We start from the raw sequence: 26410 nt of genomic DNA, 5'->3' as shown, positions 1-26410 counted from the left end.
GGGAGTGCAAATATCAGGGATTTTATTTTATGGGCAATAGATTTCTTAGAGTTTTAACTCGCTTTGACATAAACACCTGATAACGACAGGGAAAAGTTTCACAAAATAAAAATGCCCTGATGATTGAATCATCAGGGCATTTGGTAAAAACGGTAAATTCTGTAAGCATGAAATTTACCGAAACAATATGTCGCCTATAGTGAATTTAATACCTAAAGGTTGGCAGCTCAGGGTAATACTTTTTCCTTGGTTCTTTGGTAGAAAAAACATACCTCACTGAAATCTCATGAGCCCCACCTGATACTCTTTGACCTAATTTTGAAATAGAAAAATCATAGCTATATGCGAAATCCAAACCCGAATCTAATTCAACTCCTATAAGTCCCACTAAAGACTCACTGTTGGGTAAATTATATTTCGTAGGAAGTCCTCTATACCAAAAACCAAGTATTAATGGCTCGAAATAAAACTCAGCTCCAATATCAAGTTGATCGAAAGCTCCCTGTGATTTATAATTAAAAGCTAAAGCCAGAGACCTCTCTTGATCAGTATTATTGAAAAAATCATTAATGTATCCTGGAGCTAGGTCAAATCTAACTCCACCATGTATTGAATACTTAATTGGAAGTTTGTTTGAGTTAATCTCCAAATAACTAATCTGAGGTTTCAAAAGATGGAAAGCCGAAAAACCTATCCAAAATTTCTCTTCATAATATAATAGCCCTGCATTAAGATCTGCAGCTCGCACCCTACTGTCTCCAGTAAATCCTTGCCCAGGTTCTCCCAGGATTACTCCTTTATCTATATCTAATTGAGTCCCTAAAATCACTTGATCAAAAAGGACATCTCTAGACAACAAACTCCCTTGAGCCCCTACGTGTAAAAATCGTTTTTCTCCTAATCTTAGCCTATAGCTGTAGGCTAAGCCAATCTCATCCGTACTACTTTGAGTGAAGGATTCTCTTGCTCCTGAAATTACCACCCCAAATCCAGAGTTATATTTACTAGAAAAGTGATCTGCATACGCAGTGTATGCAATAAAACTTTGATCTAAGGCGGGCCACTGGTTCCGGAAATTAACCCCCACCCTCGTTAGCTCAGTGCTACCAGCCAAAGCAGGATTTAAGTAAAAAGGGTTTGCATAAAATTGCGAATACTGCACATCTTGACTTTGAACCTTCATAACTAGAAGTAGTAGGAATGATATAGTTAGGCAAATTCTATTCACTATCTGATTAATTTGAATTTACCAGACCGAGTCACTTTCTCTCCATCTGTAGCTATTGCGTCATATCTATAGACATAGAATCCTGCATCCAATAATTTATCATCCAGTTTCCCATCCCAACCGGGGGTGTTCAAGTCATCTGTTTGAAAAATCAAATCTCCCCAAGTATTAAAAATCATTAACTCTCCTGAAATAAGTCCTTTGAATTTTGGTAGAAAAAATTGGTTTGAGTTGCTCAAGGGAGTAAAGCCTGTAGGAAACATTATCCTATAGCTTCGAATAATTGACACTCTTTGAGTCAAGGATGCTTCGCAACCCCACATATTGGTGACAGTTAGCACCACATCAAATTCACCTTTTTTACCATAAACATGGGTAGGGTTTTTCTCAGTGGATACAGACCCGTCCCCGAAATCCCAACTCCAGCTTTCGGCACCATTGGGAGACAAGTCTCTAAATTGAAATTCATCGTCTGGAAAAAACCCACCATCTTCCTCTCCTTTTACACCTGTACCTCTTATTTCAAATGAAAAATTAGAAATGAGTTCCTCTTGAAGTATAACAACTTGTATAGGTTCCGGAGATGAATAACAATCTAAGTCTGCATGCTTAATCTGCAATTGATATTCACCAGAGACAGAAATTTCCTTCATCTCATCGTCCAAAAACGTTTCTCCTCCACCAGAGAGCTTATAATCAAACGTAAAAGGATCATAATTCGAAATACTTTTAGTCACATCCACAGTCTCCCCAGGAACACAACCCACAACCGGTGATTCAACTCCGAAATCCGGAAACTCCGGGAAACTCACCAAAATTGAATTGGAGATGGCTGGACAGTTTTTTCTGTTGTAGGCTTTAACTACATATTCACCAACTGAGCTAGCAAAATATTGCTCGGAGGTTGCTCCGGTAATTAGCTCATCGTCCTTATACCACTCGTATCTCTCATAGATTTCACCTCCCTTAGAGGTGAGAGTTACCGATTCTCCGCCACACAACCTTACTTCTTCTACTATCTCTAGGTTCCCATTCTCATATATACTTATCGGTTCCGGAGATTCTTGAATTTTCAAAGTCATGGCATTTCCCTCTGAGCTTTTTCCGTAGGTATCTGTAATGGTGTAATAAACAGTTACACTTTGATCAGTGTAGCCTTCATTTGGGAAAAATGTAAAGTCTCCACCATCAGATCCGGCTGTAAAAGTCCCTTCCGGTAATTCCAAAACTCTATTCTCTTCGCGACATTTTCCCTGAGTGCAGATATCATCACTTTCCTCTTCAATATCTTCCAAAGATGCATAAAACTGTAAGCATCTGATCTCACTATTCTCATTAGGTAAAATCACTTCTTCATCAGTGATGTAATAGGTGTTTTCCTGTCCTTCACATGAAGCAAAATCAGAGAAATCAACTCCTGATGGATTTTGCAAGCCTTCATCATTGGACACTTCCACTATCAGATTTCTAATTTCATGGATATTTGTTTCACCTCCAGTAGATGCCGCGAACCCTATTTTTAGGTTCTTTGGAGGCTCATATGGAAATGGAATGCCTGGAAAAATTGTAATAGTCCTAGGTTCATTGGCAAGGGTGGTGACTACCATTTCCATTTTCAAGATATACCCTATTCCTGCTGGGTTAGGCTCTAACTCCAAAAACACTTTTCGATACCCTGGAACAGCTGGGTCTGTAACTCTTGTAGTACCTTGTCCCCCAGAGCTTAGTGGAAATTGAAATTCCACATCTAACGCTAAACCTAGAGGGCCCGTCGGCGGATCCAAAGTCATTTTTCCACCGATAAATTCATATCCGTTTAATCCAGATCCACCTTTCCTGATGGAAATGCTATTTGGGTATAATCCATTGGGGGAACCATTGAACCCTCCAATCTTTCCTTCGCTGTTATTACTGAAATTCCCAAAGCTATCAAAGCCAATCCCCAAATATCCACCTGTCATTCCAGGAGTACTGCCCCTCTGTGCGTATCCAAAAGAGCCTCCAAATCCACCGGTTCTGAAGTTTTGAACATCCGCATCGAATAGAAAAACTGTTAACCCATCCGCACCGCTTCCACCATACATGAAATATTCAAAGGAGGTCTTTATCCCATATGCTGGAGAAAAAGGGATATCTATATAAACGTAGCCATTTTGTTCTCTTTGTGCATCAGTCAAACGGAGAACACCATTCTCCATTCTAGCATTTCCTCCAAAAATGGTTTCTGCTCCTACAGATTCTTGATCAGCAAAAGTCTCACAATACGGAAACCCTACTTGCCCTTTTGCATTAAAAGCGAAAGCAAAAAGAAAAAGTAAAAGAGGAAGGCGTAAAATTCTATTCAAGTTGAATTATTTTGGATGACCAAAATACACTATAAACCCATAGAAATAAAAAAGCCCTTGAATTAATATCAAGGGCTCCAACTATTGTTTGCTTTTGATTAGCGCATGATTGTCTGTGTACGATCTGGACCTACGGAAACCAATTTGATTGGCACATTTAATTCTGTCTCCAAGTATTCTACATAATCCTTCAATTCTGTAGGGAAGTTGTCATAAGCATGGATATTCTCAAGTGAGCAATTCCATCCTTTCATCGTTTTGTAAACTGGAGAAACTTCCTGCTCAGTAATCTCAAAACTCAATTTATCAATTCTCTCTCCAGAAGCGAGCTCATAATGTGTACAAACTTTGATCTCCTTGAAAATATTTAATACATCACCTTTCATCATGAAGAGCTGAGTAACGCCATTGATCATAATGGAATAGCGAAGAGCCGGCAGATCTAACCAGCCACATCTTCTTGGTCGGCCAGTCGTACTTCCAAATTCATTCCCTTCTTTCCTCATGTCCTCACCGTCCTGATCGAATAGTTCAGTAGGGAAAGGTCCGCTACCAACTCGGGTGCAGTAAGCTTTGAAAATCCCGAAAACCTCACCGATCTTGGATGGAGCAACTCCCAATCCGGTACAAGCTCCTGCAGCCATAGTGCTGCTACTTGTCACAAATGGATAACTTCCAAAATCAACATCAAGCAATGAACCTTGAGCTCCTTCAGCAAGAATTCTCTTTTTCGAATCCAAAGCCTCATTTACCACATACTCACTGTCAATTAGATTCAATGTTTTGAAAAACTCAACAGCAGCGAAAAATTGCTCCTCCATTCCAGGCAATTCATCCAATGGATGGCTGTAGAATGAAAGGGTAGTTTTATGCTTAGCGACTAATGCCTCATATTTCTCTTTGAAATCAGGACTAAGAATATCCCCTACTCGAAGCGCTGTTCTTCCTATTTTATCCTGATAAGTTGGTCCGATACCTTTAAGAGTAGATCCAATCTTCTTATCTCCTTTGGATTTCTCCGAAGCAGCATCTAGCAATTTATGTGTTGGGATGATAATCGTAGCTTTCTTTGAGATCACTAGATTTTTCATGTAATCAATGGAAAATTTACCTAATCCATCGATTTCTCTTTTGAGGACGATTGGGTCGAGAACGACACCATTTCCTATAATATTAAGTATCTGTGAGCGAAAAATCCCAGAAGGGATCTGATGTAAAACGTGCTTTATTCCGTCAAATTCTAAGGTATGCCCAGCATTTGGACCACCTTGAAAACGGGCTACAATTTCATATTCTGGCGCTAATACGTCTACTATTTTTCCTTTTCCTTCATCTCCCCACTGGAGACCTAGAAGTACATCCATCTTCATTTGATGTGCGGTCTTATCTGTTACACTTGACTTTTTGAAGCGTGAAATTTGCGATAAGCCCATACAAAACCAAGAGAAAGGTGGTAATTATTTATGTTGAACAATAACCAACCTGCTTTTTCCAGTTTAAATAAGAGGAGCTGAAATTTATTTTGAGTTGCCTTTTTTAAAGTCTTCAATCGAATCATACACTGTAAAAATATTATTCAGCTTCGTGATTATCAGCAATTTCTTTACATGCTCAGATGGTGCGGTAAGGTAGACTTCCCCATCTTTATTTCTCATTTTAGTAAGCATAGTGATCAAAAGTCCGATCCCACTGGAACTGATATAACGTACTTCACTCAGGTCAACCACAAATTTTTTCGCCCCGTCTTCTATTGCATCCGAAACGACTTCAACCAATTGTGGGCCCACTTCGTCACCTATCAAATCACCTTGGATAAAAAGGTAATTTGCAATTTGATCTTTGCTTGTAGTATAAGTCAGTTTCATATAATGATAATTTGTCTTTTAATGAAAAATCTCGCAATGGAAATGAACATCTTCGTTGATAACTCTTAAGTCTTGCCTCTGCCTAACTCAAGTTCATGTGGTTTCTACTTTTCTATTTTCACAAATCTCTTTGGTACAATTACCATACAAAATTAGAGAGTGGTGAAGCACTTTAAAATTTAAAATTTCCCCAACCGTATTTTGGATATTTTGAATTCTAGGGTCGCAGAATTCCAGTACCTTATTACAATCTGTACAAATCAAGTGATCATGCTGCTTGTACCCATAGGACTTTTCAAATTGCGCGAGATTTTGACCAAACTGATGCTTGGTAACCAAGTCACATTCGACTAAAAGATCTAAAGTATTATAAACAGTAGCCCTACTAACTCGGTAATTCTTATTTTTCATGCTGATGTATAGAGACTCTACATCAAAGTGTCCGGTTCGGGAGTAAATTTCTTCGAGGATGGCATATCGCTCAGGTGTCTTTCGGAGCTTTTTAGTTTCAAGATAAGCTGTAAATATCTTCTTTACCTCTTCGAAGTGGGTTGTATTCAAAGCCATTAGTTGGGTATTTTTTCAAATATAACTTTTGTAAGTAAGAAAAGATTCATTGCATCAATCAAACCTTGAAACCTTTAAGATTCCATCAACTTCTACAAGATTTTCTATTAGCTTGTCAAGATGCTCTGTACTATGAACATAAAGCTTAATTGTTCCTTCAAAAATACCAGCATCAGAATCAACGGTGATTGAACGCATATTCACTTTCAGTTCATTTGAAATCACCTTCGTTACATCATTGATTAAGCCTACTCTATCTGTACCGAGAATTCTCAATCCTGCCAAGAAGGCTATTTCTTTCTGACTTGTCCATCTGGCTTTAATCACCCTATTTCCGTGATTGGAAAGTAATTCGAGTGCATTTGGACAGGAAGTACGATGGATTTTGATCCCTTCATTTACAGTCACAAAACCAAAAACGTCATCTCCAGGGATAGGATTACAGCATTTGGCCAAAATGTAATCGACAACGTCCATATCCTCTCCTATCAGCAACTGATCGTGATCTGGTCCCTTAAGACTTTTTATTTCTTTGGTAAATGTAGATTCATCCCTTACTTTTTCCTGTGTAGACTTGTTCTGGAGTTTCTGAGTTGCTTTGAAATCCTTGAAGGATTTAATCGAAGTTGGGTCAATCGCGCCTATTCCCACCCGAAAATAAAATTCATTGGCAGTTTTAAGTTCAAAATATGCCCGTAGCTTTTCCACAGATTCAGAGTTGAATTCCATCTTCATCTGCTTCATTTTTCGCTGAACTATTTCTTTCCCGTCCAGAATTGCAGACTTTTTATCCTCTCGGAGCGCATCTTTAATTTTAGCCTTAGCTCGTGTAGTTACGACATTATTTAGCCAATCTTCAGTAGGCTTTTGCTTATTTGAGGTCAGTATTTCTACCTGATCTCCATTTTTTAACTTATGAGAAATTGGAACCAGCCGTTGATTGACTTTTGCACCAATACACTTAGCCCCTACTTCGGTGTGAATTTCAAAAGCAAAATCCAGCGCTGTGGAACCAAACGGCAACACTTTCAAATCCCCTTTTGGAGTAAATACAAAGACTTCGTCATGGAACAGATTCCCTCTGAAATCATCCATGAATTCTATGGCATTCCCATCATTGGACTCGAGAAGACCCCGAACTTGGGTAATCCAATCATCCAATCCAGACGGACCTTTTGAATTTTCCTTGTCTTTGTATTTCCAATGGGCAGCATAACCACGCTCTGCTATTTCATCCATTCTCTCGGTTCGAATCTGAACTTCCACCCATTGACCTGTTCCGCTCATAACTGTGGTGTGTAGCGATTCATAACCATTCGAACGAGGGGTACTGATCCAGTCCCGAAGTCGATCAGGGTTTGGTCTGTAGAAATCAGTCACAATAGAATACACCTGCCAGCAGTCAGCTTTCTCACTTTCTAAGTCACTTTCCAGAATAATACGAATAGCAAATAGGTCATATACCTCCTCAAAAGGAATTCCCTGCTTTTTCATCTTATTATATATGGAGAAAACAGATTTAGGCCTGCCTTTAATCGTGAAGTCCAACCCAGTCCTATTCAACTCCTCCTCAATCGGTAGGATAAAACTCCTGATAAATTTATTTCTATAAGATTTGGATTCATTGATTTTGAAGACAATATCCTTATAAGTAGCGGTGTCTGTATACTTCAAATACAAATCCTCCAATTCAGATTTAATGGAGTAAAGTCCTAGTCGGTGAGCCAAAGGGGCGTAGAGGTACATGGTCTCAGATGCAATCTTAAGCTGCTTGTGTCTAGGCATACTGGCCAACGTCCTCATATTATTGAGTCGATCAGCAAGTTTGATTAGAATCACACGCACATCATCAGAGAGCGTGAGAAGCATTTTTCGGAAATTCTCCGCTTGCTGAGAGCTTCCAGATTCAAAAACTCCAGCGATCTTGGTGAGGCCGTCTATGATGGTCATGACCTTGTAACCAAACTCTCTCTCAATGTCCTCAAGCTCCCAATCGGTATCCTCAACAACATCGTGCAGCAACGCAGACACGATGGAAGTTGTCCCCAACCCGATTTCCTCCACGCAAACTAGCGCGACCTCAAGAGGATGATAGATATAGGGCTCTCCAGATTTCCGACGCATATCTTTATGAGCCTCAAGAGAAACATTAAATGCCCTTTTTATAAGTTTTGCATCACCTGGTTTAAGAATGGGCTTTGCCTGTCTCAACAGCCTACGGTAGCGTTTGAGTATTTCTTTTCTTTCTTCTTCTATGTCCACTTCAATCATACAGGAGGAATTTAATACAAAAATGTGCAGAGACTCATTTTGTATCAAATGTTAAATATTTTTTTTTGAATGCTATTGCATTTTATTTAATAGTGCCTACATTTGCATCCACAATTGGATTTGGAATCAATATTCTATTCTAATTTGTACGTATTGCGGATGTGGCGAAATTGGTAGACGCACTAGACTTAGGATCTAGCGCCGCGAGGCATGGGGGTTCGAGTCCCTCTATCCGCACTTAAATACCGAACCCTCAATCACTCAACTGTCTTCAAAAACAGGGATGGGATTGGGGGTTTTTAGTTAATCTTCATTATTAAATTTTGAGCTTTGGAAATCACACAAGACAAGCATTCAGCAAATCAAGCTTTAATTAAAATTAAATTAAACGAAGCAGATTACCAACCTAAGGTTGACGCAAAACTTAAGGACTTTGCCAAAAAATCTAACATCAAAGGATTCAGACCTGGAAAGGCTCCTTTGTCTATGGTGAAAGGCATGTACGGTACTTCTGTACTTGTAGAGGAAATCAACAGTATCCTTAGCGAATCACTGAATACTTACTTAAAAGAGCAAACTTTCAAAATTCTAGGTGATCCGCTTCCTCAAGACCAAGAAGCTATCGATTGGAAAACTCAGAAAGATTTCGAATTTGATTACAAGATCGGATTCGTAGAAAATGTTGATCTCACGCTTGATCCAAAAATCAAAGCAACAAAATATTCTATCAAAGTAGATGATAAGTTAGTCAATGAAACTCTTGACAACCTAAAGTCACAATACGGTAACAGTACCAATCCTGAAATAAGTGAAGAAGGTGATCATATCTATGGTGACTTGAAAGCAACGGAAGGATCTTTTGAAAAAACTGTTTCTTTGGATTTGACTAAAATCACTAAGAAACTTGCTGGCAAATTTGTTGGATTAGGTAAAGAAGCTGTCGTAGAATTCGAAGCAAAAGATGTGAAGAAAGGTCAGTGGGAAGAGGCTTTCGGATTAAGCGAAGAGGAATCAGCTGATCTTGACGGAACTTTTACCTTGACTGTAAAAAACATCAATAGAAAAGAGATTGCAGAAATGAACCAAGAATTCTTCGATAAGATCTTCGGTCCTGATCAAGTTTCTACAGAAGAAGAATTCATTACTAAAGTACGTGAGACACTTCAGGCAAACTACGACAAGGAATCTAAAGTATTCACTGAAGAGGAATTGAAGAAGGTATTGACTGATGCTGCAAAAGTGGATCTTCCAGAGACTTTCTTAAAAGAATGGTTGATGATTGCCAATGAAGGCAAAGTAACTGCTGAAGATATAGAGAAGGAATTCCCGATCTATGCAAAACAATTAACTTGGTCATTAATCTCTAATGAGATCGCTACTAAGCACGAAGTAAAAGCTGAGCATGAAGAAGTGATCGAGAAAACCAAGCAAATGGTTCGTGAACAATTCGCAGCTTCAGGTCTTGGAGCACAAATGGAAGACAGCATGGATATGTTCGTTGATAATTACCTTAAAGGTGAAGAGGGTCAGAACTATATGAACATGCTTACATCTATTCAGAATGAAAAAGTTCTTGCTTTCGCTTTGGACAAAATCAGTGTGAAAGAAAAGGATATCACGATTGACGAATTCAAGGAACTTTTAGATAAGTAATTCGCTTAAATCATCATAAAAAAGCTCTTATTAAAGGGCTTTTTTTATTTTTGCTTACCACAACATACTCAAAAGATGATTAACAAAGACGAATTCCGGAAATATGCCATTCATAATCAAGGCGTAAGCGGTACTGCTTTTGATCAGTACACGCAACATATTGAAAACATGACTCGCTCTGTAATCGAAGAGCGACCTCAAAATTTCAGAGAGATTGACGTATTCTCCAGATTGATCATGGACCGCATCATCTTCCTTGGAACAGGCGTAGATGATCACATCGCGAACATTATCGTGGCCCAACTACTTTTTCTAGAATCAGTAGATTCTAAAAAAGATGTGTTACTTTATGTCAATAGCCCAGGAGGATCGGTGACTGCCGGTCTTGGTATTTATGACACGATGCAGTTTATCAGCCCTGATGTAGCGACTATCTGTACAGGGATAGCTGCTTCTATGGGAGCTGTTTTGCTTGCAGGAGGTGCAGCTGGTAAAAGATCAGCACTGAAACATTCCAGGGTGATGATTCACCAGCCTTCTGGTGGAATGCAGGGAAAATCTACAGATATGGAAATTTCCTTGAAGCTTATCCTTTCCATGCGTGAAGAATTGTATGGAATTCTTTCTGAACATACTGGAAAAACCCCAGAACAGATCGAAAAGGATTCGGAAAGGGATTATTGGATGAAAGCGCCAGAAGCAAAAGCTTACGGCCTAATCGATGAAGTATTAGTTAAAAAACCAAAATAATGGCTCAAGTTACCTGCTCCTTTTGCGGTAGAAATAAGAAAGATGTAGATCTCATGGTGTCGGGCATTTCCGCCCACATCTGTAATTTCTGCATTGATCAAGCTCATATGATTCTCGGCGAAGAAGATAAAGCCAAGAAGCCAGGAGATGCAAAACCTAAAATCAAACTCAAGAAACCGAAAGAACTCACAAGCTATCTTGATCAATATGTTATTGGTCAGGAAGATGCAAAGAAAGTTTTGACAGTGGCGGTATATAACCATTACAAGCGCCTTTTTCAAAAGGATGAAAATGATGAAGTGAAGATTGAGAAATCTAACATCATCATGGTGGGTGATACTGGCACAGGCAAAACCTATCTCGCTAAGACACTAGCTAAAACCTTAGAAGTCCCTTTCTGCATAGCGGATGCCACCGTATTGACTGAAGCTGGATACGTAGGAGAAGATGTCGAAAGTATCCTGACTAGGCTGCTTCAAGCTGCTGATTATAATGTAGAAGCTGCTGAAAGAGGTATAGTTTATATTGATGAGTTGGATAAAATCGCAAGAAAATCTGATAACCCTTCCATCACGCGTGATGTAAGCGGTGAAGGAGTGCAGCAGGCAATGCTTAAGCTCCTGGAAGGGACTATTGTGAATGTACCACCGCAGGGAGGGCGTAAGCATCCTGACCAAAAAATGATTGCTGTTAATACTGAGAATATCCTATTCATTTGCGGAGGTGCATTTGATGGAATCTCGAGACACATCGGTAAAAGGTTAAACACTCAACCAATGGGCTTCAGCAAAGCAGCAGCAGATGCTGTTGCAGATCGTGAAAACCTTTTACAATACGTAACTGCTCAGGACTTGAAAGCTTTTGGGTTGATCCCAGAGCTCATAGGACGACTTCCTGTTTTAACTCATTTGGATCCACTGCATAGTGATGCATTGAAAAGAATTCTTACCGAGCCAAAGAATGCTTTGGTAAAGCAATATGCAAAACTACTTAATTACGAGGGAGTTACAGTGACATTTGAAGAAAGTGGCATTGATTTTATTGTGGAAAAGGCGGTTGAATTCAATCTGGGAGCAAGAGGGTTGAGATCAATTTGCGAAGCTATTATTACGGATGCGATGTATGATATTCCTTCTGATGATTCGATCAAGGAATTGATAATAGATGCGAAATATGCGCATGAGAAATTTGATAAGTCGAAGTTTAAGCGACTTCAAGTAGCATAAAAATAAACCCTGCTTCACTGAGGCAGGGTTTATTTTTGATTTAAACTATTTAGTATCTGCCTAGCAGTAGTGTCTGAAGCACTTCGTTCTCCTATTCTTTCTTTGATGAGATCGTACCCTTGTAGCATATAGCCTTTGTAAACTTGATTTCCTAAAATCTGTTTAAGCTCAGTCTTAAGATTAAGAACAGAAAAATCATCTTGAATAAATTCCTTTACTACTTCTTTATCGGCGATTAGATTTACCAATGAAATGTATGGTACTCTGATCAAATTTTTCGCGATTGCATAGGAAATGGAACTAGTCCGATAGACCACTATCTGAGGAACTCTAAAAAGAGCAGTCTCCAAAGTTGCAGTCCCCGAAGTTACCACCGCCGCAATGGCATGAGATAATAGATCATACGTTTGATCGAAGATTACACGAATACCTGCATCTATACCGCGCTGATAGATAGCTGAGCCAAGATCTCCAACTCCTGCAATCACAAATTGAGCATTTGGAAACTCTTTCACTAACTCAACCATCCGAACAAGCATGGCGTTGATCTCTTGAGCCCGGCTTCCAGGCAATAAAGCAATAATAGGCTGATAACTCAGCTCATTCTTCTGAAAAAAAAATTCATGTGGAAAAAACTTAGATATCTGATCCAAAAGCGGATTCCCCACATAATGGATTTTCAAATCGTACTTTTCAAAAAAAGTTGGCTCAAAAGGTAAAATAGAGTAGATGTGGTCCGTGTAGGCTTTTAGCTTGAGAGCTCTTTTCTGATTCCAAGCCCATACTTTTGGCGGAATATAATAATGAACAGGAATATTATTCTTTGTGGCAAAAGTGGCGATTTTCATATTAAACCCACCGTAATCCACTAGAATGATCGCATCTGGTCTAAATGACAAAATATCATTCTTTACCAGTTTGAGATATTTAAGGACTTTACGGAACCCTAAGGCAACTTCCAAAAACCCCATCAAAGCCACCTCAGCGTAGTCTACCGCTATATCTACTCCAGCATCTTTGGAATAGCTACCCCCCATCCCACGAATATTTAGATCTGAATTTATCTCGAATAGAGATCTCACCAAGTTGGAGGCATGCAGATCACCTGATCGTTCGCCGGAGATGATGTACAGTTTGCGGGGTTTCAAATTTCAAATTTTAAATTTCAAACTCTAAAAATCACTCGCCAAGATACTCCACAAAATTCCGTGGCGTCTCGTACAGTGTAAGCTTATGAAGACCTCCTTGGGATGTGATCTCTGAAACGGCTGGTTCAAGTATTTTCCAGAACTCCATAATCAGATTTTCACAGCTGGCCAGTTTCCCTTGCATAAAATCGACATCGACATTCAGGTTTTTGTGATCCACTTTTTCAATCACCAAGTTTCGGATGATGGTACTTAGCTTCTTTAGGTCCACCACAAATCCTGTTTCTGGATCTGGAAGACCTTTTACCATCACGATCAATTCAAAATTGTGCCCATGCCAATTAACATTGGCGCAAGGTCCAAATACTTCAACATTTTTCTCATCTGACCACTTCGGATTCCACAGCTTGTGGGCTGCATTGAAGTGTTCTTTTCTACAAACGTAAATCATAGCATTCTGAAATTCGGGGCGAAGTTAGCCAAAAAAGTACATATTAATCGAAAGACTAGCCCTTGAACACCAAAAGAAAAGCCCGATTGATGTCGGGCTTAAGCACTGAAAATAGACTATAATTCGTTAAGTTTTTGAAAGAAAATCGTCAAATGATCCTCTCTCCCAAGATTAAGGTCATTTTTTTTCACGATTTCCTTCCCAATATCCTGATCCTTTTCACGCAGCGCCTTGAGAATATTTCTAGTGTTATTCCGAACACTCTGGACGTTTTCGTCAGAATCTATCAAGTAAAAGCTCTCCTCAAACACGAACATTCTACCAGCCGTCACAGCATAACTATTTTTAGGAGGTGTAACCAAATCAGAATAAAATCTCCTGATCAACGTATAGTTTTTTCCCTCTGCAATTACATTCACTAAATCATTTGGCCCCAGATTTGGTACAAAATCAAACCCTTTTTTAATCAACAAACTGGTTAACATTCCTTCGTTATTATTGATCAACTGAAGAGAAGGTCTAGTCAAAATTGCATATTCCACAAAATCCTTATTCAGATAAATTTTATTGCCAGCTTCATTGATTACTTCTAACTCATTGTCATGAATATTAAATTTATATGAAACTTTTTCTTTTAAGCCAGCATTGGTAAACCCTATATCAGCTGTTGACCAATCATCGAAAAGGTAAGGAGAACCATCGATTTCAGTGTATGAATTTAACCGGGCAGGAGCTCCATTCATATTTATATTAGAAATTTGTGCTACTGCAAGATTGGAACAAAATAGACTTGCAATCAGTAGGATATTTTTCATTAGTTTTTAATTACTTTTTTATTAAGTGTCAAATTATTTGTATTGATCTTCAGGATATACAACCCTGATGGACCGGTCATTAAAAGTTCAAAATTCAATTCATCATCAGATTTGTTTGCACTTTGGGAAACGTATATTCTACCTGCCAAGTCTATAAGCTGCACTTCAACATTACCTCTATAATTATTGGAAATGGTCACATTCAGCTTGTCAGTTGTAGGAATAGGACCAACAAACACGCCAAACCGGCTTAATTCTGACTCATTATCTGGTATTGCAGAAATAACAGTTGGTTCAGAGATCCGATTACAAGCGTCATCGAAGATTGCAACTTGGTAACGTCCATCACTTGTAGCTTCAAAGGATCTATTGGTAGCACCTTCTAATTTCACATCATTGAGATACCATTGATAGGAAGATCCTGATTGCTGGGATGTGAGAACATTCCCGTTTACAACAATGTTTGGCTTGAGTAAGTCATTTTCGACTACCGTTACCAGTTGGTCAAATTCCGTAGATCCAGAAGCATTCGTAATAGTCAACGTAATCAGATAATCTCCTGGCTGGTCAAAAACGAATATAGGATCAACTTCAGTGGAAGTACCTACTCCCCCAAAATCCCATAAATATTCTGAAATTGATCCTTCACTTAGATTCTCAAACTCAGATGCGGCACCTACACAAGTAAAACTACTAACAAAGTTAGCGAACAAAACATCATCACAATTTTGAGCTAGCCATCCTGCAGAATTTGTAAGAGAAGCGTTGCTACCAAGATTGATTATCGCGGAACCATCTAGGTCAACATTGGAGATATTAAGATTTTCAAAGCAATATTTCCTATACTCGTCATGGATTAATGTCCCCCTATCTGAGGAAGTTATTTCAGCATTTGAAGTAGAGGTTGCTTCAACTGTTATCATATTCAACACTGAGATTTCTCCTGACTGGTTCAAATCCAACTGAGAACCAGCACCAAGCGTCAAACCCTCCACTTGTATAGAAGGGGCAGTTTGAATCATTTTACCATTCAAAATTTCTAGATTTCTGAAACCATCTGAAGAAACATTCAATTCACCAGAACCAATAATAAGTTTAGAAAAATCTCCTGAGGAATTATTTTCAAATAGGCCACTTTCCCCACTAAATTCTATGTCAATTCCCTCTTTAACAGTTGAGTTATTAGAAATAGACAAAACAGTTTTGAATTCAATCTCCTGGAAAACTCCCGAAATTTCCGATGAGGAAGTAAGCGAAAGAGAGTTTAAACTCAATCGTGGAATAGCAATTTTAAGATTTGCATTAGAAACTGAAACTTCATCCAGATTTTCTGCTTGCAATAACTGCCAATTCCCAGATTGGAAATTTAATTCTACATTTTCAAACATAGTATTACCTAACTCAACCAGCTGGTCATTTATTGTAGAATTAATAAAAACAATTCGACCATTTTTAATTTCGGTAAGTTGATTACTAACTCTAAACCCATTAGAGACTGCAATATCATTTCCACTCAAATTCATCGAGACTGATTGGCTGCCAAATAGATTTATACTAAAGGCATTAGCATCTGCGGGAAAATTGACTACTAAAGAATTTGCAGCAGCTCCTTCAAAAACAACCCTAGTTCCTAAAGAAGGGATCTTATCAGCAGCAGAACCATTGGAAGTTTTTGACCAGTTAGATGGATTATTCCAATTTCCACCGGAATTCCCTATCCAATACAATGTCTCTGCAGCTCCATCAGCAGTTCCTGCCTTCATAACAAAGGAGAAATCCTGTACCCCGTTTATCAATTCATCCTTATGAGTTACAATTACTTTATAGCGCTGAGGCTTTGGGTTAGGTATGTAAATCTGCTCGACGTTATCTCTAAAATTGTCCTTATCCGTTTCTGCGATAGCAGAAAGTCTAACAGCCGGATTGAGTGTATAAGGAAAGTACGTCTTACCCTCTTCATCTATGATTCTTAAATCCAAATCATTAACCAGCATCAAGTTTTGAGGATTAACGGACGGCGAAGCTGGATTTCCAGCAGGATCTGTCCAAGCAATTGTAATACGGATTGGTTGAATTCCATCCGATACAAATTCATTTTCGAAAATAGCTCCCTGTTCAAGACTTTCCTCCCGAATCACATCGGAGCTTCCGTTCTCATTTAAAATAATTTCCGCTGCTCCTTTGGTATTTAACAAGCCCCATCCATATACGTAATCTGGACCGGGATTATTCCCTGCTTCTCTGGTGGTGTTTATCATGAGCGCTTTCAAAGTCGATGCCCACATATATCTACCTGCATTTCGCTGCGCAAACAGTTGTTGGAGTAACAAGAGCGAACCAGTAACATTTGGTGATGCCATCGAAGTACCACTGAGTGAAGCATATGAATCAGTTGTGCCTCCATTTGCAATAGCAGTGCTGAATACACTGACACCCATCCCCACCACATCTGGCTTTATTCTACCGTCATCTACCGGCCCAACGCTGGAAAAACTACTTATCGCAACATCCTGAGGACCTGTATATTCATTAATATTACTGACTGCTCCTACTGTTATTACATTTTTAGCAACCCCTTCCGGTCCAATTGTGTCATCAGGGCCATCAGGATCTCTTGTCCCATCACCAGAATCAGATCTATCATTACCTGCCGCCCAAACAATCGTATAATACGGCTTAGCAAAAGCCAATTCATCAATACCTCTACTTTTAGAGGAATAAAAACCAAATCGATAGTCCTCATCAGGATCAACAGATGCATTTCCTGACCAAACCCAAGCATTACTGGCATTTCGAAACCAACCCACAACTATTCCATAGGAGTGATTAGAAACTAAATGTCCGTTCGTTTTGGTGAGCGGATCATATGCATTTAAATTCATCTTGGAAAGATCACTTTCCCAGTTAAAAGCCCAACCAGTGCTTTCATTTGCCATGCCTTTAGCATTTGCATTAATCCCAGCTGCCATAATTGTACCCGCTACATGCGTTGCATGGTTACTAATCGTCTCTGTAGAACCGTCAATTTGAGTTAGTCGATCTTGGAATTCAATATGATCAGCTTTTGGTCGTGTCTGATCATATATCCCAACAGTCATTCCTTTACCTGTAAGATTAACTGCCAGACTCCCACCTTGCTGAAGAGCATTGGTAGAAGTAGTGATTGCAGCCCTGGTGTTAAACGTAGTGTAATAAACTGGTGCATTGCTTTCGTCAAAATAATTAAGCTCCGCTATTTGACCATCTTGTAGTTTGAGCAGATAGGGAATACCTAATTGACTAGCTTTTTGTTTTAAAGCTTCTTTATTAAGCAAGAAAGAAGGAAAATTTAAATTGAAATCCCTAGATATAACATTCCGTTCCTCCAAAAGAGAGGGAGTATTGACAACCTGTTGGGCTTTGACAAAGGCAATGCTTAAACCCAATAGCATAACTACAAATATTGATCTCATCAATCTTTTATCCATAAACCAGTTTGTCAACGTTTTAGAACTAAATAAAGTTTAAAAAAAAGGGGGCTAAATAGCCCCCTTTATTATGAGTCAAAAGAGATTCTAGACTTTGGTAAGCACTACAGTACCACCATCTCCCCATGTATTTGACCAAATAATGGTAATCGTACCGTCGTCATTTACAACACCCGAGATGGTGAAAGGATCACCAAACCTATCTGCATTAGATGCAGCACCTGTAAGGACATCGCAGTTATCACGGATAGATCCAGTTGGTTTTGAGTCACCATAGAGACCAGGATACATTCCAAAAGACATATCGTCCATGTTATATAAACCAGTACCTGCAACTGCAAATGACATGGTATTGTCAGAAGCAATTACGAAATCCGTAGCTGTTTGATCTGCACCACCAGAACCATCACCAAGCTGGAGTTCCTCCCAAAAAACAGAGTATGTTCCAGCTAAATCTGAAGGGCAGATTACACGTATAGCTACTTTCAACGAACCATAGTTAGAGGAAACTTCTGCACCAGTAGCACTTGTGATATTCAACAACAAATTAGGAGTCTCTGATGGGTCAATATTCCCTGTTAACACTGTAATTGGTAAGGTAGAAACGAATTCACCAGAACCAATTGTAATAGATTTAGAATCCAATCTATAATGAACACCTTCAACGGCTGTCGAAGTAGGATCTGCCTCAATATTCACAGTAATTGCTCCAGTACCTGATGTAGAAACTCTGTTGATTTGAACATTCAACATATCAGTTTGCGTAGGATTCAATCTTACGAAAGACTGAGTCAATCCATTTGGAAGATTTGCAGCGTTGAATTCTACCTGATTTCCATTGTAGAAAGTATCAACACCTTGATCATCAAAACAAGCAGTGGTCGTCAGCGTAGCGATGAGCATTGCTAGAAATATATATATTTTATTGCTTTTCATTATTTTTTCCGGTTTTAGTTATAACCTGGGTTATCTACCAACAGCTCATTTAATTGTATCTGATCCTGTGGAAGAGGAGCAAGAAGTCTGTAATCCGTATAAGGAACAGGCTGATTGTTACCATGCTTAGTGATTGTAAGACCATTTCTTTTTAGATCGAACCATCTATGACCTTCAACTGCAAATTCAAGTCGTCTTTCAGTCATAATCTGATTGAACAATGCATCACCAGACAATCCACCGTCTACTGGAGACAACCCTCTGTTTGTTCTAAGTGCGTTCAAATCTGATCTTGATCCAGCGGCATCACTAGTTCTAAATCTAGCCTCAGCTCTGATTAGATAAAGCTCTGCAGCTCTAATGATCGGAAGGTTTTCAAGAAAATCACCTTTTGTACCTAACCACTTATTGGATCTGTAAACTGTACCTGTAGCACCAGAACGAGTGGTTTCCGTCCAAGTATCTCTTCGTACGTCTCCAGTTTCGTAGGTTGCAAGCAATTCATTTGATGCAGTTACAATAAACTGTGCACTACTGAAAACATTGGCAGTAAGCGTACACATGGAGTTATTGACACCATCCACTGTTGACCAATCTACAGATCTTATTTCAACCTCAAATAAAGATTCAGGGTTAGGATAAGTAGAGAAGCTTGATACATAATTCGCAGGTGTAGCAAGGCCAGTTCCATCATTTCCAAGACCAAAAGTAGCCATTGATTGAGTTGCCATTGCAGCAGCTTCAGAAAACTTGGAATCATACAAATAAACTCGTGCAAGAAGTGCTTCCGCTGCTCCTTTAGTCACTCTGTAAATTCCTGCTGTTCCTTTTGCAGCTGATGGCAGTAAACCAATTGCAGTAGTCAAGTCAGACTCAATCTGATCATATACTTGTCTGTTTGTAGATCTAGCTCTAAAGTCTGCATCAGAAAATCCTAATGTAGGTTCAGTTCTGATAATCACAGAATTATTCCAACCATCTACTTCTTTTCCTGGCTCATAGCCATAAACTTTAGCTAGATCGAAATAATATAACGCTCTCAAGAAAAGGGCTTCACCTTTAATTCTATTCTTTCTGGTAGCATCACCTTCCACTTCATCAATACCTGCAAGGATAATATTTGTTTCATTAATTGAACCGTAATTACCCCAAAGTCCCATATGGGCTCTGTCTGCATTCACTTCTTGGCCAATATATCGTCCTGTATTTGCTATAATTCTTAAATTATCAGCCATTATTTCAGGAGCAATCATCAATGTTTGTCCATAAGTACCAAATGCTCTAGCTCCACCGTAAGTAGCTGCCAGTAAAGACTCATAACCATCCACGTCTGCAAGTGCAGACTCTGGTGTTAAACTTTGTCTTGGTTCGGTTTCCAATAAATCTGAACAAGATGCCAGAGATATTACAGAACCAAGCGCAATGATTTTTATATAATTTTTCATTCCTATTTCTAATTAGAAGTTAAGATTGATACCTGCAGAAATTTGACGTGCATTTGGATATGCTCCGTACGTACTTCCGATAGAGTTAGCCTCTGGATCAATTCCATTATACTTGGTAAATGTCGCCAAATTCAACCCTTGAACGAATAGGGAAGCGCTTGCCATACCTATTTTACTCGCAGTGGCTGCACCTAAAGTATAGTTTAATGTAACTTGCTTCAATCTGATATATCCTCCATCACTTATCAATCGTGTAGAGAATGTGTTGATATTTGAAGTTCCTGGTTCTTGACCACCTTCGAAAGGTCTTCCTACTGTAGTGATATCGCCTGGCTGCGTCCAATAATCTAATTGATTCACAAGCAAGTTGCCAGTTCCAGATCCCCAGTTTGCAAGATTATACAAATCCGAATTTGTGGCTAAGTTACCGAACTGGTATTGGAAGAAAACTTCCAGTGATACTGGACCATAAGTAAACGTGTTTGAAAGACCACCATAGCTGGAAGGTAAAGTACTACCTTTGTAGTCCAAGGTGTTTTGACCTGTTACATAAGTGAAGTTGCCAGTTCCTGTTCCGTCATCATACATCGCTCTACCATTTGCCGGGTTGACGCCTAGATATTCATTAGTGTAAAAGAAATCTATTGGTTTTCCAACGATCAAACTGTTACCAATACGATCCAAACCATCATATAGAGATATTAATTCGTTCTCTAGGAAAGTGATGTTAAAACCAGTGCTCCATTGGAATTTCCCAGCTACAACGTTCACTGTTTGAACATCAAGATCGATACCTTGATTTCTTACTTCTCCTGAGTTTCTAGTAATTGATCCGAAACCTGAATCAGTAGGAAGTGGAGTATTAAATAGCAGTGCTTGTGAATTCTTTCTCCAAAATTCAATAGTTGTAATAATTCGACCATTGAATAATGTCCCATCTAAACCAAGGTTGATAGACTCTGCCTCTTCCCAAGTCAACAAGTCATTACCCAACTGAGTTAATGTCAAACCACCTTGACCTAAATACTGTCCTGATGAACCTACTAGAGATCTTGAAGCAAAATTGGCAATGTCAGAGTTACCTGTTACACCATAGGAAGCTCTAACTCTCAAGTTATCCAACCAAGTAACATCCTGAAGGAATGCTTCAGATGAAAGTCTCCATCCAGCAGAAACTGCGTAGAAGGTACCCCATCTGTTTTGCTCACCAAATCTAGAGTGACCATCTCGTCTCAAAGTAAAGTCTGCAGTGTATCGGTCATCGTAATCATATTTTGCTTGACCAAAGAAACCAGCTCTTTTGTATTCAGTAAATGAACTACCAACTGAGAATGGAGTAGCAGCGTTGTTCAAATAAATCAATGTTGGATTAGGAAATCCTCTACCTGTTGCAGTTTGCAAATCTGATTGTGAACCTTTGTACTCAAAACCCAAGATACCCGATACTGTATGTACATCATTGAATTTCTTATTGAAATTAAAGTTGTGGTTGGTATTTAAGTTTGTATTTCTTCTAGCTGTGAAAACAGAAGCACCTCCGTAAGATGAGAATACTGGAATCGTAGATGGTCTGTTATTGATATCAGCATTATCAGAGAAATCAAGACCGAAGTAAGAAGTCCAGCTCAACCAAGGTGCAAACTGATAATTCAATTGCAGGTTAGATACTGTCTGTACTGTTTTTCCACTTCTTAATTCTTGAAATACACCTTGCACAATATTGTATCCAAACAAGTGATTGGAAGGGTAAGGAGCAAAAGTTCCGTCTTCATTATAAATCGGAACATTTGGACGAGCTGAGAAACCAGCTACGAAAGGACCGTTTACAAAGTTACCTCTATCGATTGAACCATTTGTATTTTGGAACGCTAATGAAAGATTAGCTGATACAGTTAGATTTTTAGTAGGTCTATGAGTTACATTAAGTCTTCCTGTAGCTCTATCGTAATCAGACATTTGAATTTGACCTTCCTGCTTGGTATATGACCCAGAAAGGAAGAATGTAGTTTTCTCATCACCGCCTGAAACAGAAATATCATAAACACTCAATCTGCCTTCTCTGTAAAGCGCATCTAGCCAATCATAGCTTTGAAGATTTGGGTCTTCAGGGTTACCATAAGTAGCATCTGATCCTGAAGTAGCCAAACCACGGTTTTGATAAGCTACTCTTTTGATTCCAGCCAACTGAGAAGCATCCATCACATCATAAAGATTCAATGGCTGAACAATTCCTTCTTGAACTGAAATTTTTACTTGCGACTTTCCTTTTTTACCTCTTTTAGTATTGATCAATACAACACCATTTGCAGCTTGAGCTCCATAAATCGCAGCAGCCGCAGCATCTTTCAAAACTTCGATTGACTCGATGTCATTAGGGTTGATTGATGCAAGTGCATTCTGGGAACCTTGACCAGAAAGCCCGCCATTGTTTACCTGAACTCCATCCACGATGTAAAGTGGATCGTTACCTGCGTTGATAGAACCAACGCCTCGAATTCTAACATTCAAAGTACCACCTGGCTGACCTGAGGTAGAAGTTACTTGAACCCCAGCAACTCGACCTTGCATAGCACGGTCAAAAGATTGAACTGGAAGATTCTCGAAGATTTCACCCTTAACAGATGAAATAGCGCCTGTAATCTCTCTTTTTGACTGATCTCCATAAGATGTTACAACTACTTCGCTCAAACTTTGAAAGTCAGGTTGCAAAACAACATTGATTTCAGATTTTTGACCAATGCTGATTTCTTGCGTGGTTGTTCCAATGAAACTAATCACCAAAACTGTTCCACCATCGGGGATGTTTAACGAATACTTGCCATCAAGATCTGTGGCAGTACCAACAGTAGTACCTTTAACAAGGACAGTGGCACCTGGAATTGGTTGACCATCCTCCGCAGAAGTTACTATTCCGGTTACTCTACGCCCCTGTGCAAATGCCACAGCACCTACCAGGAATAGCGAAAGCCCTAGGAGTAAAATTTTCTTCATAAGTAATATGATTTGGTTTATATTATACCCAATGATATTCTTATTGAAGCAATATCGCAAAACAGCAGGTTACTTATTTAAGCTGTAGCCAGTGTGATGAATTTAATATAAATCTACATTTCAGCTTTTTTACAAAATTTAAATTGGATTAACGGCAATAATCAGCCAATAACTGCATTTATGTTTTGTTATTCGAACGTTAACAAAAGTTAATTTTTTGTAAAAAATATTTAACAATGAGAGTATTCACTTTCGCTATGAGGAAAAAAATTTAAATTTCAAAATTCAGCTGTTATGCAGAATATTAGTAATTCTTATGATTAAAATCATTGCTATTATTGCTAAAAATAGCCTTTTAATAAAATTTAAATTTGAATTGACAGAAAAAATAAGCATTAAAATAAGAGTATTAGTTTTAGGATTTATTAACTAGTTGGCTTTTGAGGGATATTTAGTAACAGAATAATAATATTTATCCCTTTCTATAATACCTTAATTGTTATTCTTCGATTTAAAGCTTTGTTTTCAGGACTATCATTTTTGACCATTGGCTCCTTATCTCCCTTGCCTTCTACCAGCACCCTACCTTGATGAAAACCTTGTTCAATCAAGTATTTTTGAACACTTTCGGCACGTTGCAAACTAAGAGTCTGATTGTAATTTGCACTTCCTACATTATCCGTATGCCCTATTATCAAGATATTGACATTTGGATTTTCCGATAAAAATTTAACCAGTCTTTTGAGAGATGATATTGACTCAGGTTTTAAGCTATATTCATCAAATTCAAAAAATACATTTTCAAAGACGAACTCTTCTCCAGCTGCTACCGGCACAAGCTCTACTTTCAAATCCTTGACATTTTTAATATTGTCACGTTCCACATTAAAAATTTTGGGCAGATATCCTTTCTTTTCAACATATAATCCCGAGATAGCTTTATCTGGATAAATCATGGTAAATGCACCAGTCTTGCCATCTGCATTGAATCGATATAGCGTACTATCATTGATCAGAGAAACAAGCGATAGCGTAGCATCGATAGGTTCGCCCGTATTCGAATTAAAAACTTTTCCTTCAGTTACGGTAAGGTTTTCACCTAAGGAAATCTCGTCTGGGAATTTGAACCTATATAATAACGAACGGTCGTGTTCTTTTTCCGAGGTTGTCAATTCTGTGAAATAGGCATAATCTTTCTGGGCAGTAATAAATAAAGCAACTTGATCTAATTGATCGTTTATTGGCCATCCCAAATTTTCTGGCTTTGTAAACTCTCCATCAACAACTTTTGAAAGCTGGATATCCATGCCCCCAAAACCAGGATGACCATTAGATGCAAAAAAAAGAATCTCATTATTAAAAAACATGAAAGGTGAAATTTCATCTTTCGGTGTATTTACAACATCCCCCAGATTCTTTGCCTCAGACCAAGTAGCATCATTTTGCATGACACTATACCAAATATCATTTCCTCCATACCCCCCTTTTCGGTTGGAGGAAAAGAAAAGAACTCTTCCATCAGCAGAAAGCGAGGGCTGTGAATCCCATGATCTTGAATTCACATTTTTACCCATATTTCTAGGCCTTTGCCACATCCCATTTACCTTATATGCTATATACAAATCGCAGCTTCCTTCTGAATCTGGAGCATCACATGAAGTATAAATAAGGATATTCCCATCAGCAGTCACCGAGCAAGTCCCTTCGTTATAAATGGAGTTAATTGTTTGGGCAATGCTTTGGGGCTTGGACCAATTTCCTTCCGGGGAAACAAAGGACATGAAAATATCCTCTTTGTCATTATTACCCGTTCCGTCCCGTTTGGTAAATAAAATCTGCTCACCATCTGCAGTCAAAACCGGGAAATACTGAAGTTGAAATTGATTCAGAGGCTCAGGAAGCTTTTCTTTTTCGATGGGTTGAAAATTTCCCAATTGCGAAGCCAAAAACTCCATTTGGTTTCTCATTTCCAGATAATAACTTGATTTCCGGAATGAAGCATCAAAAAGGGGCTCAGTTGCCTGAAATTCATCAAAAGCTTTTTGAAACTCACCTTGCTTTAAATACAGATTACTAAAAACCCACCCTATGTCTGCTCGATTTTGTTTAGTTGCATTCTTTCCACCGAGTCGTGACTTACCTGCACTGGCTGTTTTCTCAGCTTCATCAAGTTTCCCCTGAGTAATTTGAAGCTGGGCTAATTTCACATAGGCCTCTAAAAAAGAGCCTTCTCTGTCAATTGCATCTTTATATTTTGCTATGGCAGCATCATATTGTCGGGATAGTGTCAGCTCTTCAGCCTCCTGATACATCCTTATTGCTCTGCCATCTATGATGGAGTAACTTTGCGCTTTCGCGAAAGAAATCGTCAAAAAAAGAAGAATACCGACTATTATTGGGCGCATGGACTTAAGGAATGTCCATAAATTTATGAGTTTGAAGCGAAATTTTCCATTTTGGGCGTTTTTTTACAAAATCTATAATTTCCGGAGTAAACTTTTCAGCCTTACTCCATTCAGGTTGGAGTCGCAGTTCGCACGTGCTTTTCACCAGAGAGGCATGATCTTCAGCAAAGTCAAAATCACTTTGATGAAATACCACTACTTTCAGTTCATCTGCCTCCTTGTATATAGAAGGATGTGGCTTCTTAAATTTCTTAGGCGAAAAACAAACCCAGTCAAAATCACCGGAATATGGATGCGCTCCGGAAGTTTCGATATTAGTTGTAAAACCCTTGGCTTTCAAAAGTGCTGTCAATGGCCCTAAATCATACATTAAGGGTTCTCCACCAGTAATCACAACCAGTCTCCCTGGGTAAGCCAAGGCATCCTCCACAATCTTTTCTATCGAAAGAACCGGCCACTTACCAGAATCCCAAGACTCTTTGACGTCACACCAGACACATCCTACATCACAGCCTCCTAGCCGGATAAAATAAGCGGGATGTCCGGTAAATCTACCTTCGCCTTGTATGGTATAAAATGCTTCCATTAAAGGAAGCTGAACTCCTTTGGCTACTGCTTCTTCTATATTCATCTGAATTTTTGATAAAGCGGGCAATTGAACCGCTGGGTGAATTATGCCGCAAAGGTAAGGATATGATTGGAAAATTCGAAGTTTGGAAAATTAACGGATTTTGCTCAATTCTATCTTTTGATCAAAATAAGCTCTTTACTTAGGATCAATTATCAAATTGAATTCAAAAGCCCATCAATTTTTCTATTTTTGCAGGCGTTCAGCTAAAAAACAAGA

At 38.8% G+C, this 26410-nt stretch carries 18 protein-coding genes and 1 tRNA gene; 4 read left to right on the top strand and 15 right to left on the bottom strand.

Annotated features, from left to right (window positions below):
- Positions 1-205: 205 nt before the first annotated feature.
- The 6 genes from ACPUEN_RS18950 to ACPUEN_RS18925 all read right to left on the bottom strand — a co-directional run bounded on the left by ACPUEN_RS18950 (position 206) and on the right by ACPUEN_RS18925 (position 8276).
- The gene (locus tag ACPUEN_RS18950; RefSeq protein ID WP_425637496.1) at positions 206-1228 is read right to left on the bottom strand and encodes a PorP/SprF family type IX secretion system membrane protein; all 1023 of its coding nucleotides are present in this window, start codon (positions 1226-1228) and stop codon (positions 206-208) included.
- Positions 1228-3573 carry a PKD domain-containing protein gene (locus ACPUEN_RS18945; RefSeq protein ID WP_425637494.1) on the bottom strand — a complete coding sequence of 782 codons (2346 nt, stop codon included), beginning with the start codon at positions 3571-3573 and terminating at the stop codon, positions 1228-1230. Before ACPUEN_RS18945 ends, ACPUEN_RS18950 begins: the two co-directional genes overlap by 1 nt.
- Before the next feature lie 98 nt (positions 3574-3671).
- Positions 3672-4943, bottom strand: coding sequence for an adenylosuccinate synthase (locus ACPUEN_RS18940; protein WP_425637493.1), 1272 nt, complete (start codon positions 4941-4943; stop codon positions 3672-3674).
- Positions 4944-5090: 147 nt separating this feature from the next.
- On the bottom strand, positions 5091-5438 hold the full coding sequence (locus ACPUEN_RS18935; RefSeq protein WP_425637492.1) for an STAS domain-containing protein: 348 nt from the start codon (positions 5436-5438) through the stop codon (positions 5091-5093).
- 93 nt (positions 5439-5531) lie between these two features.
- On the bottom strand, positions 5532-6005 hold the full coding sequence (locus ACPUEN_RS18930; protein WP_425637490.1) for a Fur family transcriptional regulator: 474 nt from the start codon (positions 6003-6005) through the stop codon (positions 5532-5534).
- A 54-nt stretch (positions 6006-6059) separates the two neighbouring features.
- Complete coding sequence (locus ACPUEN_RS18925) at positions 6060-8276, bottom strand: RelA/SpoT family protein (protein WP_425637489.1); 2217 nt, start codon at positions 8274-8276, stop codon at positions 6060-6062.
- 155 nt (positions 8277-8431) lie between these two features.
- Here ACPUEN_RS18925 and ACPUEN_RS18920 point away from each other — a divergent pair.
- From ACPUEN_RS18920 to clpX, 4 genes are all read left to right on the top strand, one after another.
- Positions 8432-8513: transfer RNA gene (locus ACPUEN_RS18920), tRNA-Leu, on the top strand.
- Positions 8514-8606: 93 nt separating this feature from the next.
- Complete coding sequence (gene tig, locus ACPUEN_RS18915) at positions 8607-9929, top strand: trigger factor (protein ID WP_425637487.1); 1323 nt, start codon at positions 8607-8609, stop codon at positions 9927-9929.
- Between the two features lie 75 nt (positions 9930-10004).
- Positions 10005-10679, top strand: a complete 675-nt coding sequence (locus ACPUEN_RS18910) for a ClpP family protease (RefSeq protein ID WP_425637486.1) — start codon at positions 10005-10007, stop codon at positions 10677-10679.
- Entirely contained in the window at positions 10679-11905 is a 1227-nt protein-coding gene (clpX, locus tag ACPUEN_RS18905) for an ATP-dependent Clp protease ATP-binding subunit ClpX (protein WP_425637484.1), read from the top strand. Before ACPUEN_RS18910 ends, clpX begins: the two co-directional genes overlap by 1 nt.
- A gap of 29 nt (positions 11906-11934) precedes the next feature.
- Here the strand turns inward: clpX and lpxB are convergent, their stop codons facing one another.
- From lpxB to ACPUEN_RS18860, 9 genes are all read right to left on the bottom strand, one after another.
- The gene (lpxB, locus tag ACPUEN_RS18900) at positions 11935-13053 is read right to left on the bottom strand and encodes a lipid-A-disaccharide synthase (protein ID WP_425637483.1); all 1119 of its coding nucleotides are present in this window, start codon (positions 13051-13053) and stop codon (positions 11935-11937) included.
- A gap of 31 nt (positions 13054-13084) precedes the next feature.
- Positions 13085-13504, bottom strand: a complete 420-nt coding sequence (locus ACPUEN_RS18895) for a 6-pyruvoyl trahydropterin synthase family protein (protein ID WP_111611601.1) — start codon at positions 13502-13504, stop codon at positions 13085-13087.
- Positions 13505-13620: 116 nt separating this feature from the next.
- Positions 13621-14319, bottom strand: coding sequence for a hypothetical protein (locus tag ACPUEN_RS18890; protein ID WP_425637482.1), 699 nt, complete (start codon positions 14317-14319; stop codon positions 13621-13623).
- Positions 14319-17633, bottom strand: coding sequence for a S8 family serine peptidase (locus tag ACPUEN_RS18885; protein ID WP_425637480.1), 3315 nt, complete (start codon positions 17631-17633; stop codon positions 14319-14321). Before ACPUEN_RS18885 ends, ACPUEN_RS18890 begins: the two co-directional genes overlap by 1 nt.
- Before the next feature lie 240 nt (positions 17634-17873).
- Positions 17874-18722, bottom strand: a complete 849-nt coding sequence (locus ACPUEN_RS18880; protein ID WP_425637478.1) for a hypothetical protein — start codon at positions 18720-18722, stop codon at positions 17874-17876.
- Positions 18723-18736: 14 nt separating this feature from the next.
- Positions 18737-20167 carry a RagB/SusD family nutrient uptake outer membrane protein gene (locus ACPUEN_RS18875; protein WP_111611597.1) on the bottom strand — a complete coding sequence of 477 codons (1431 nt, stop codon included), beginning with the start codon at positions 20165-20167 and terminating at the stop codon, positions 18737-18739.
- A gap of 12 nt (positions 20168-20179) precedes the next feature.
- Positions 20180-23158 (bottom strand): SusC/RagA family TonB-linked outer membrane protein, encoded by a 2979-nt coding sequence (locus ACPUEN_RS18870; protein ID WP_425637477.1) that lies wholly within the window; start codon positions 23156-23158, stop codon positions 20180-20182.
- Positions 23159-23640: 482 nt separating this feature from the next.
- Positions 23641-25563, bottom strand: a complete 1923-nt coding sequence (locus ACPUEN_RS18865) for an OmpA family protein (protein WP_425637475.1) — start codon at positions 25561-25563, stop codon at positions 23641-23643.
- 4 nt (positions 25564-25567) lie between these two features.
- Complete coding sequence (locus ACPUEN_RS18860) at positions 25568-26194, bottom strand: 7-carboxy-7-deazaguanine synthase QueE (protein WP_425637474.1); 627 nt, start codon at positions 26192-26194, stop codon at positions 25568-25570.
- Positions 26195-26410 lie beyond the last annotated feature (216 nt).

It is taken from the genome of Algoriphagus yeomjeoni (assembly GCF_049821175.1).
GTDB lineage: Bacteria > Bacteroidota > Bacteroidia > Cytophagales > Cyclobacteriaceae > Algoriphagus > Algoriphagus yeomjeoni_A.
The sequence above is the reverse complement of the archived record's forward strand: the minus strand, read 5'-3'. Positions and strand labels throughout refer to the sequence as shown.

Coding starts and splice junctions, on each gene's coding strand:
- ACPUEN_RS18940 (WP_425637493.1), bottom strand. CDS start 4,943: ATGAAGATGGATGTACTTCTAGGTCTCCAGTGGGGAGATGAAGGAAAA.
- ACPUEN_RS18935 (WP_425637492.1), bottom strand. CDS start 5,438: ATGAAACTGACTTATACTACAAGCAAAGATCAAATTGCAAATTACCTT.
- ACPUEN_RS18930 (WP_425637490.1), bottom strand. CDS start 6,005: ATGGCTTTGAATACAACCCACTTCGAAGAGGTAAAGAAGATATTTACA.
- ACPUEN_RS18925 (WP_425637489.1), bottom strand. CDS start 8,276: ATGATTGAAGTGGACATAGAAGAAGAAAGAAAAGAAATACTCAAACGC.
- ACPUEN_RS18910 (WP_425637486.1), top strand. CDS start 10,005: ATGATTAACAAAGACGAATTCCGGAAATATGCCATTCATAATCAAGGC.
- clpX (WP_425637484.1), top strand. CDS start 10,679: ATGGCTCAAGTTACCTGCTCCTTTTGCGGTAGAAATAAGAAAGATGTA.
- ACPUEN_RS18895 (WP_111611601.1), bottom strand. CDS start 13,504: ATGATTTACGTTTGTAGAAAAGAACACTTCAATGCAGCCCACAAGCTG.
- ACPUEN_RS18890 (WP_425637482.1), bottom strand. CDS start 14,319: ATGAAAAATATCCTACTGATTGCAAGTCTATTTTGTTCCAATCTTGCA.
- ACPUEN_RS18880 (WP_425637478.1), bottom strand. CDS start 18,722: ATGAAAAGCAATAAAATATATATATTTCTAGCAATGCTCATCGCTACG.
- ACPUEN_RS18875 (WP_111611597.1), bottom strand. CDS start 20,167: ATGAAAAATTATATAAAAATCATTGCGCTTGGTTCTGTAATATCTCTG.
- ACPUEN_RS18870 (WP_425637477.1), bottom strand. CDS start 23,158: ATGAAGAAAATTTTACTCCTAGGGCTTTCGCTATTCCTGGTAGGTGCT.
- ACPUEN_RS18865 (WP_425637475.1), bottom strand. CDS start 25,563: ATGCGCCCAATAATAGTCGGTATTCTTCTTTTTTTGACGATTTCTTTC.
- ACPUEN_RS18860 (WP_425637474.1), bottom strand. CDS start 26,194: ATGAATATAGAAGAAGCAGTAGCCAAAGGAGTTCAGCTTCCTTTAATG.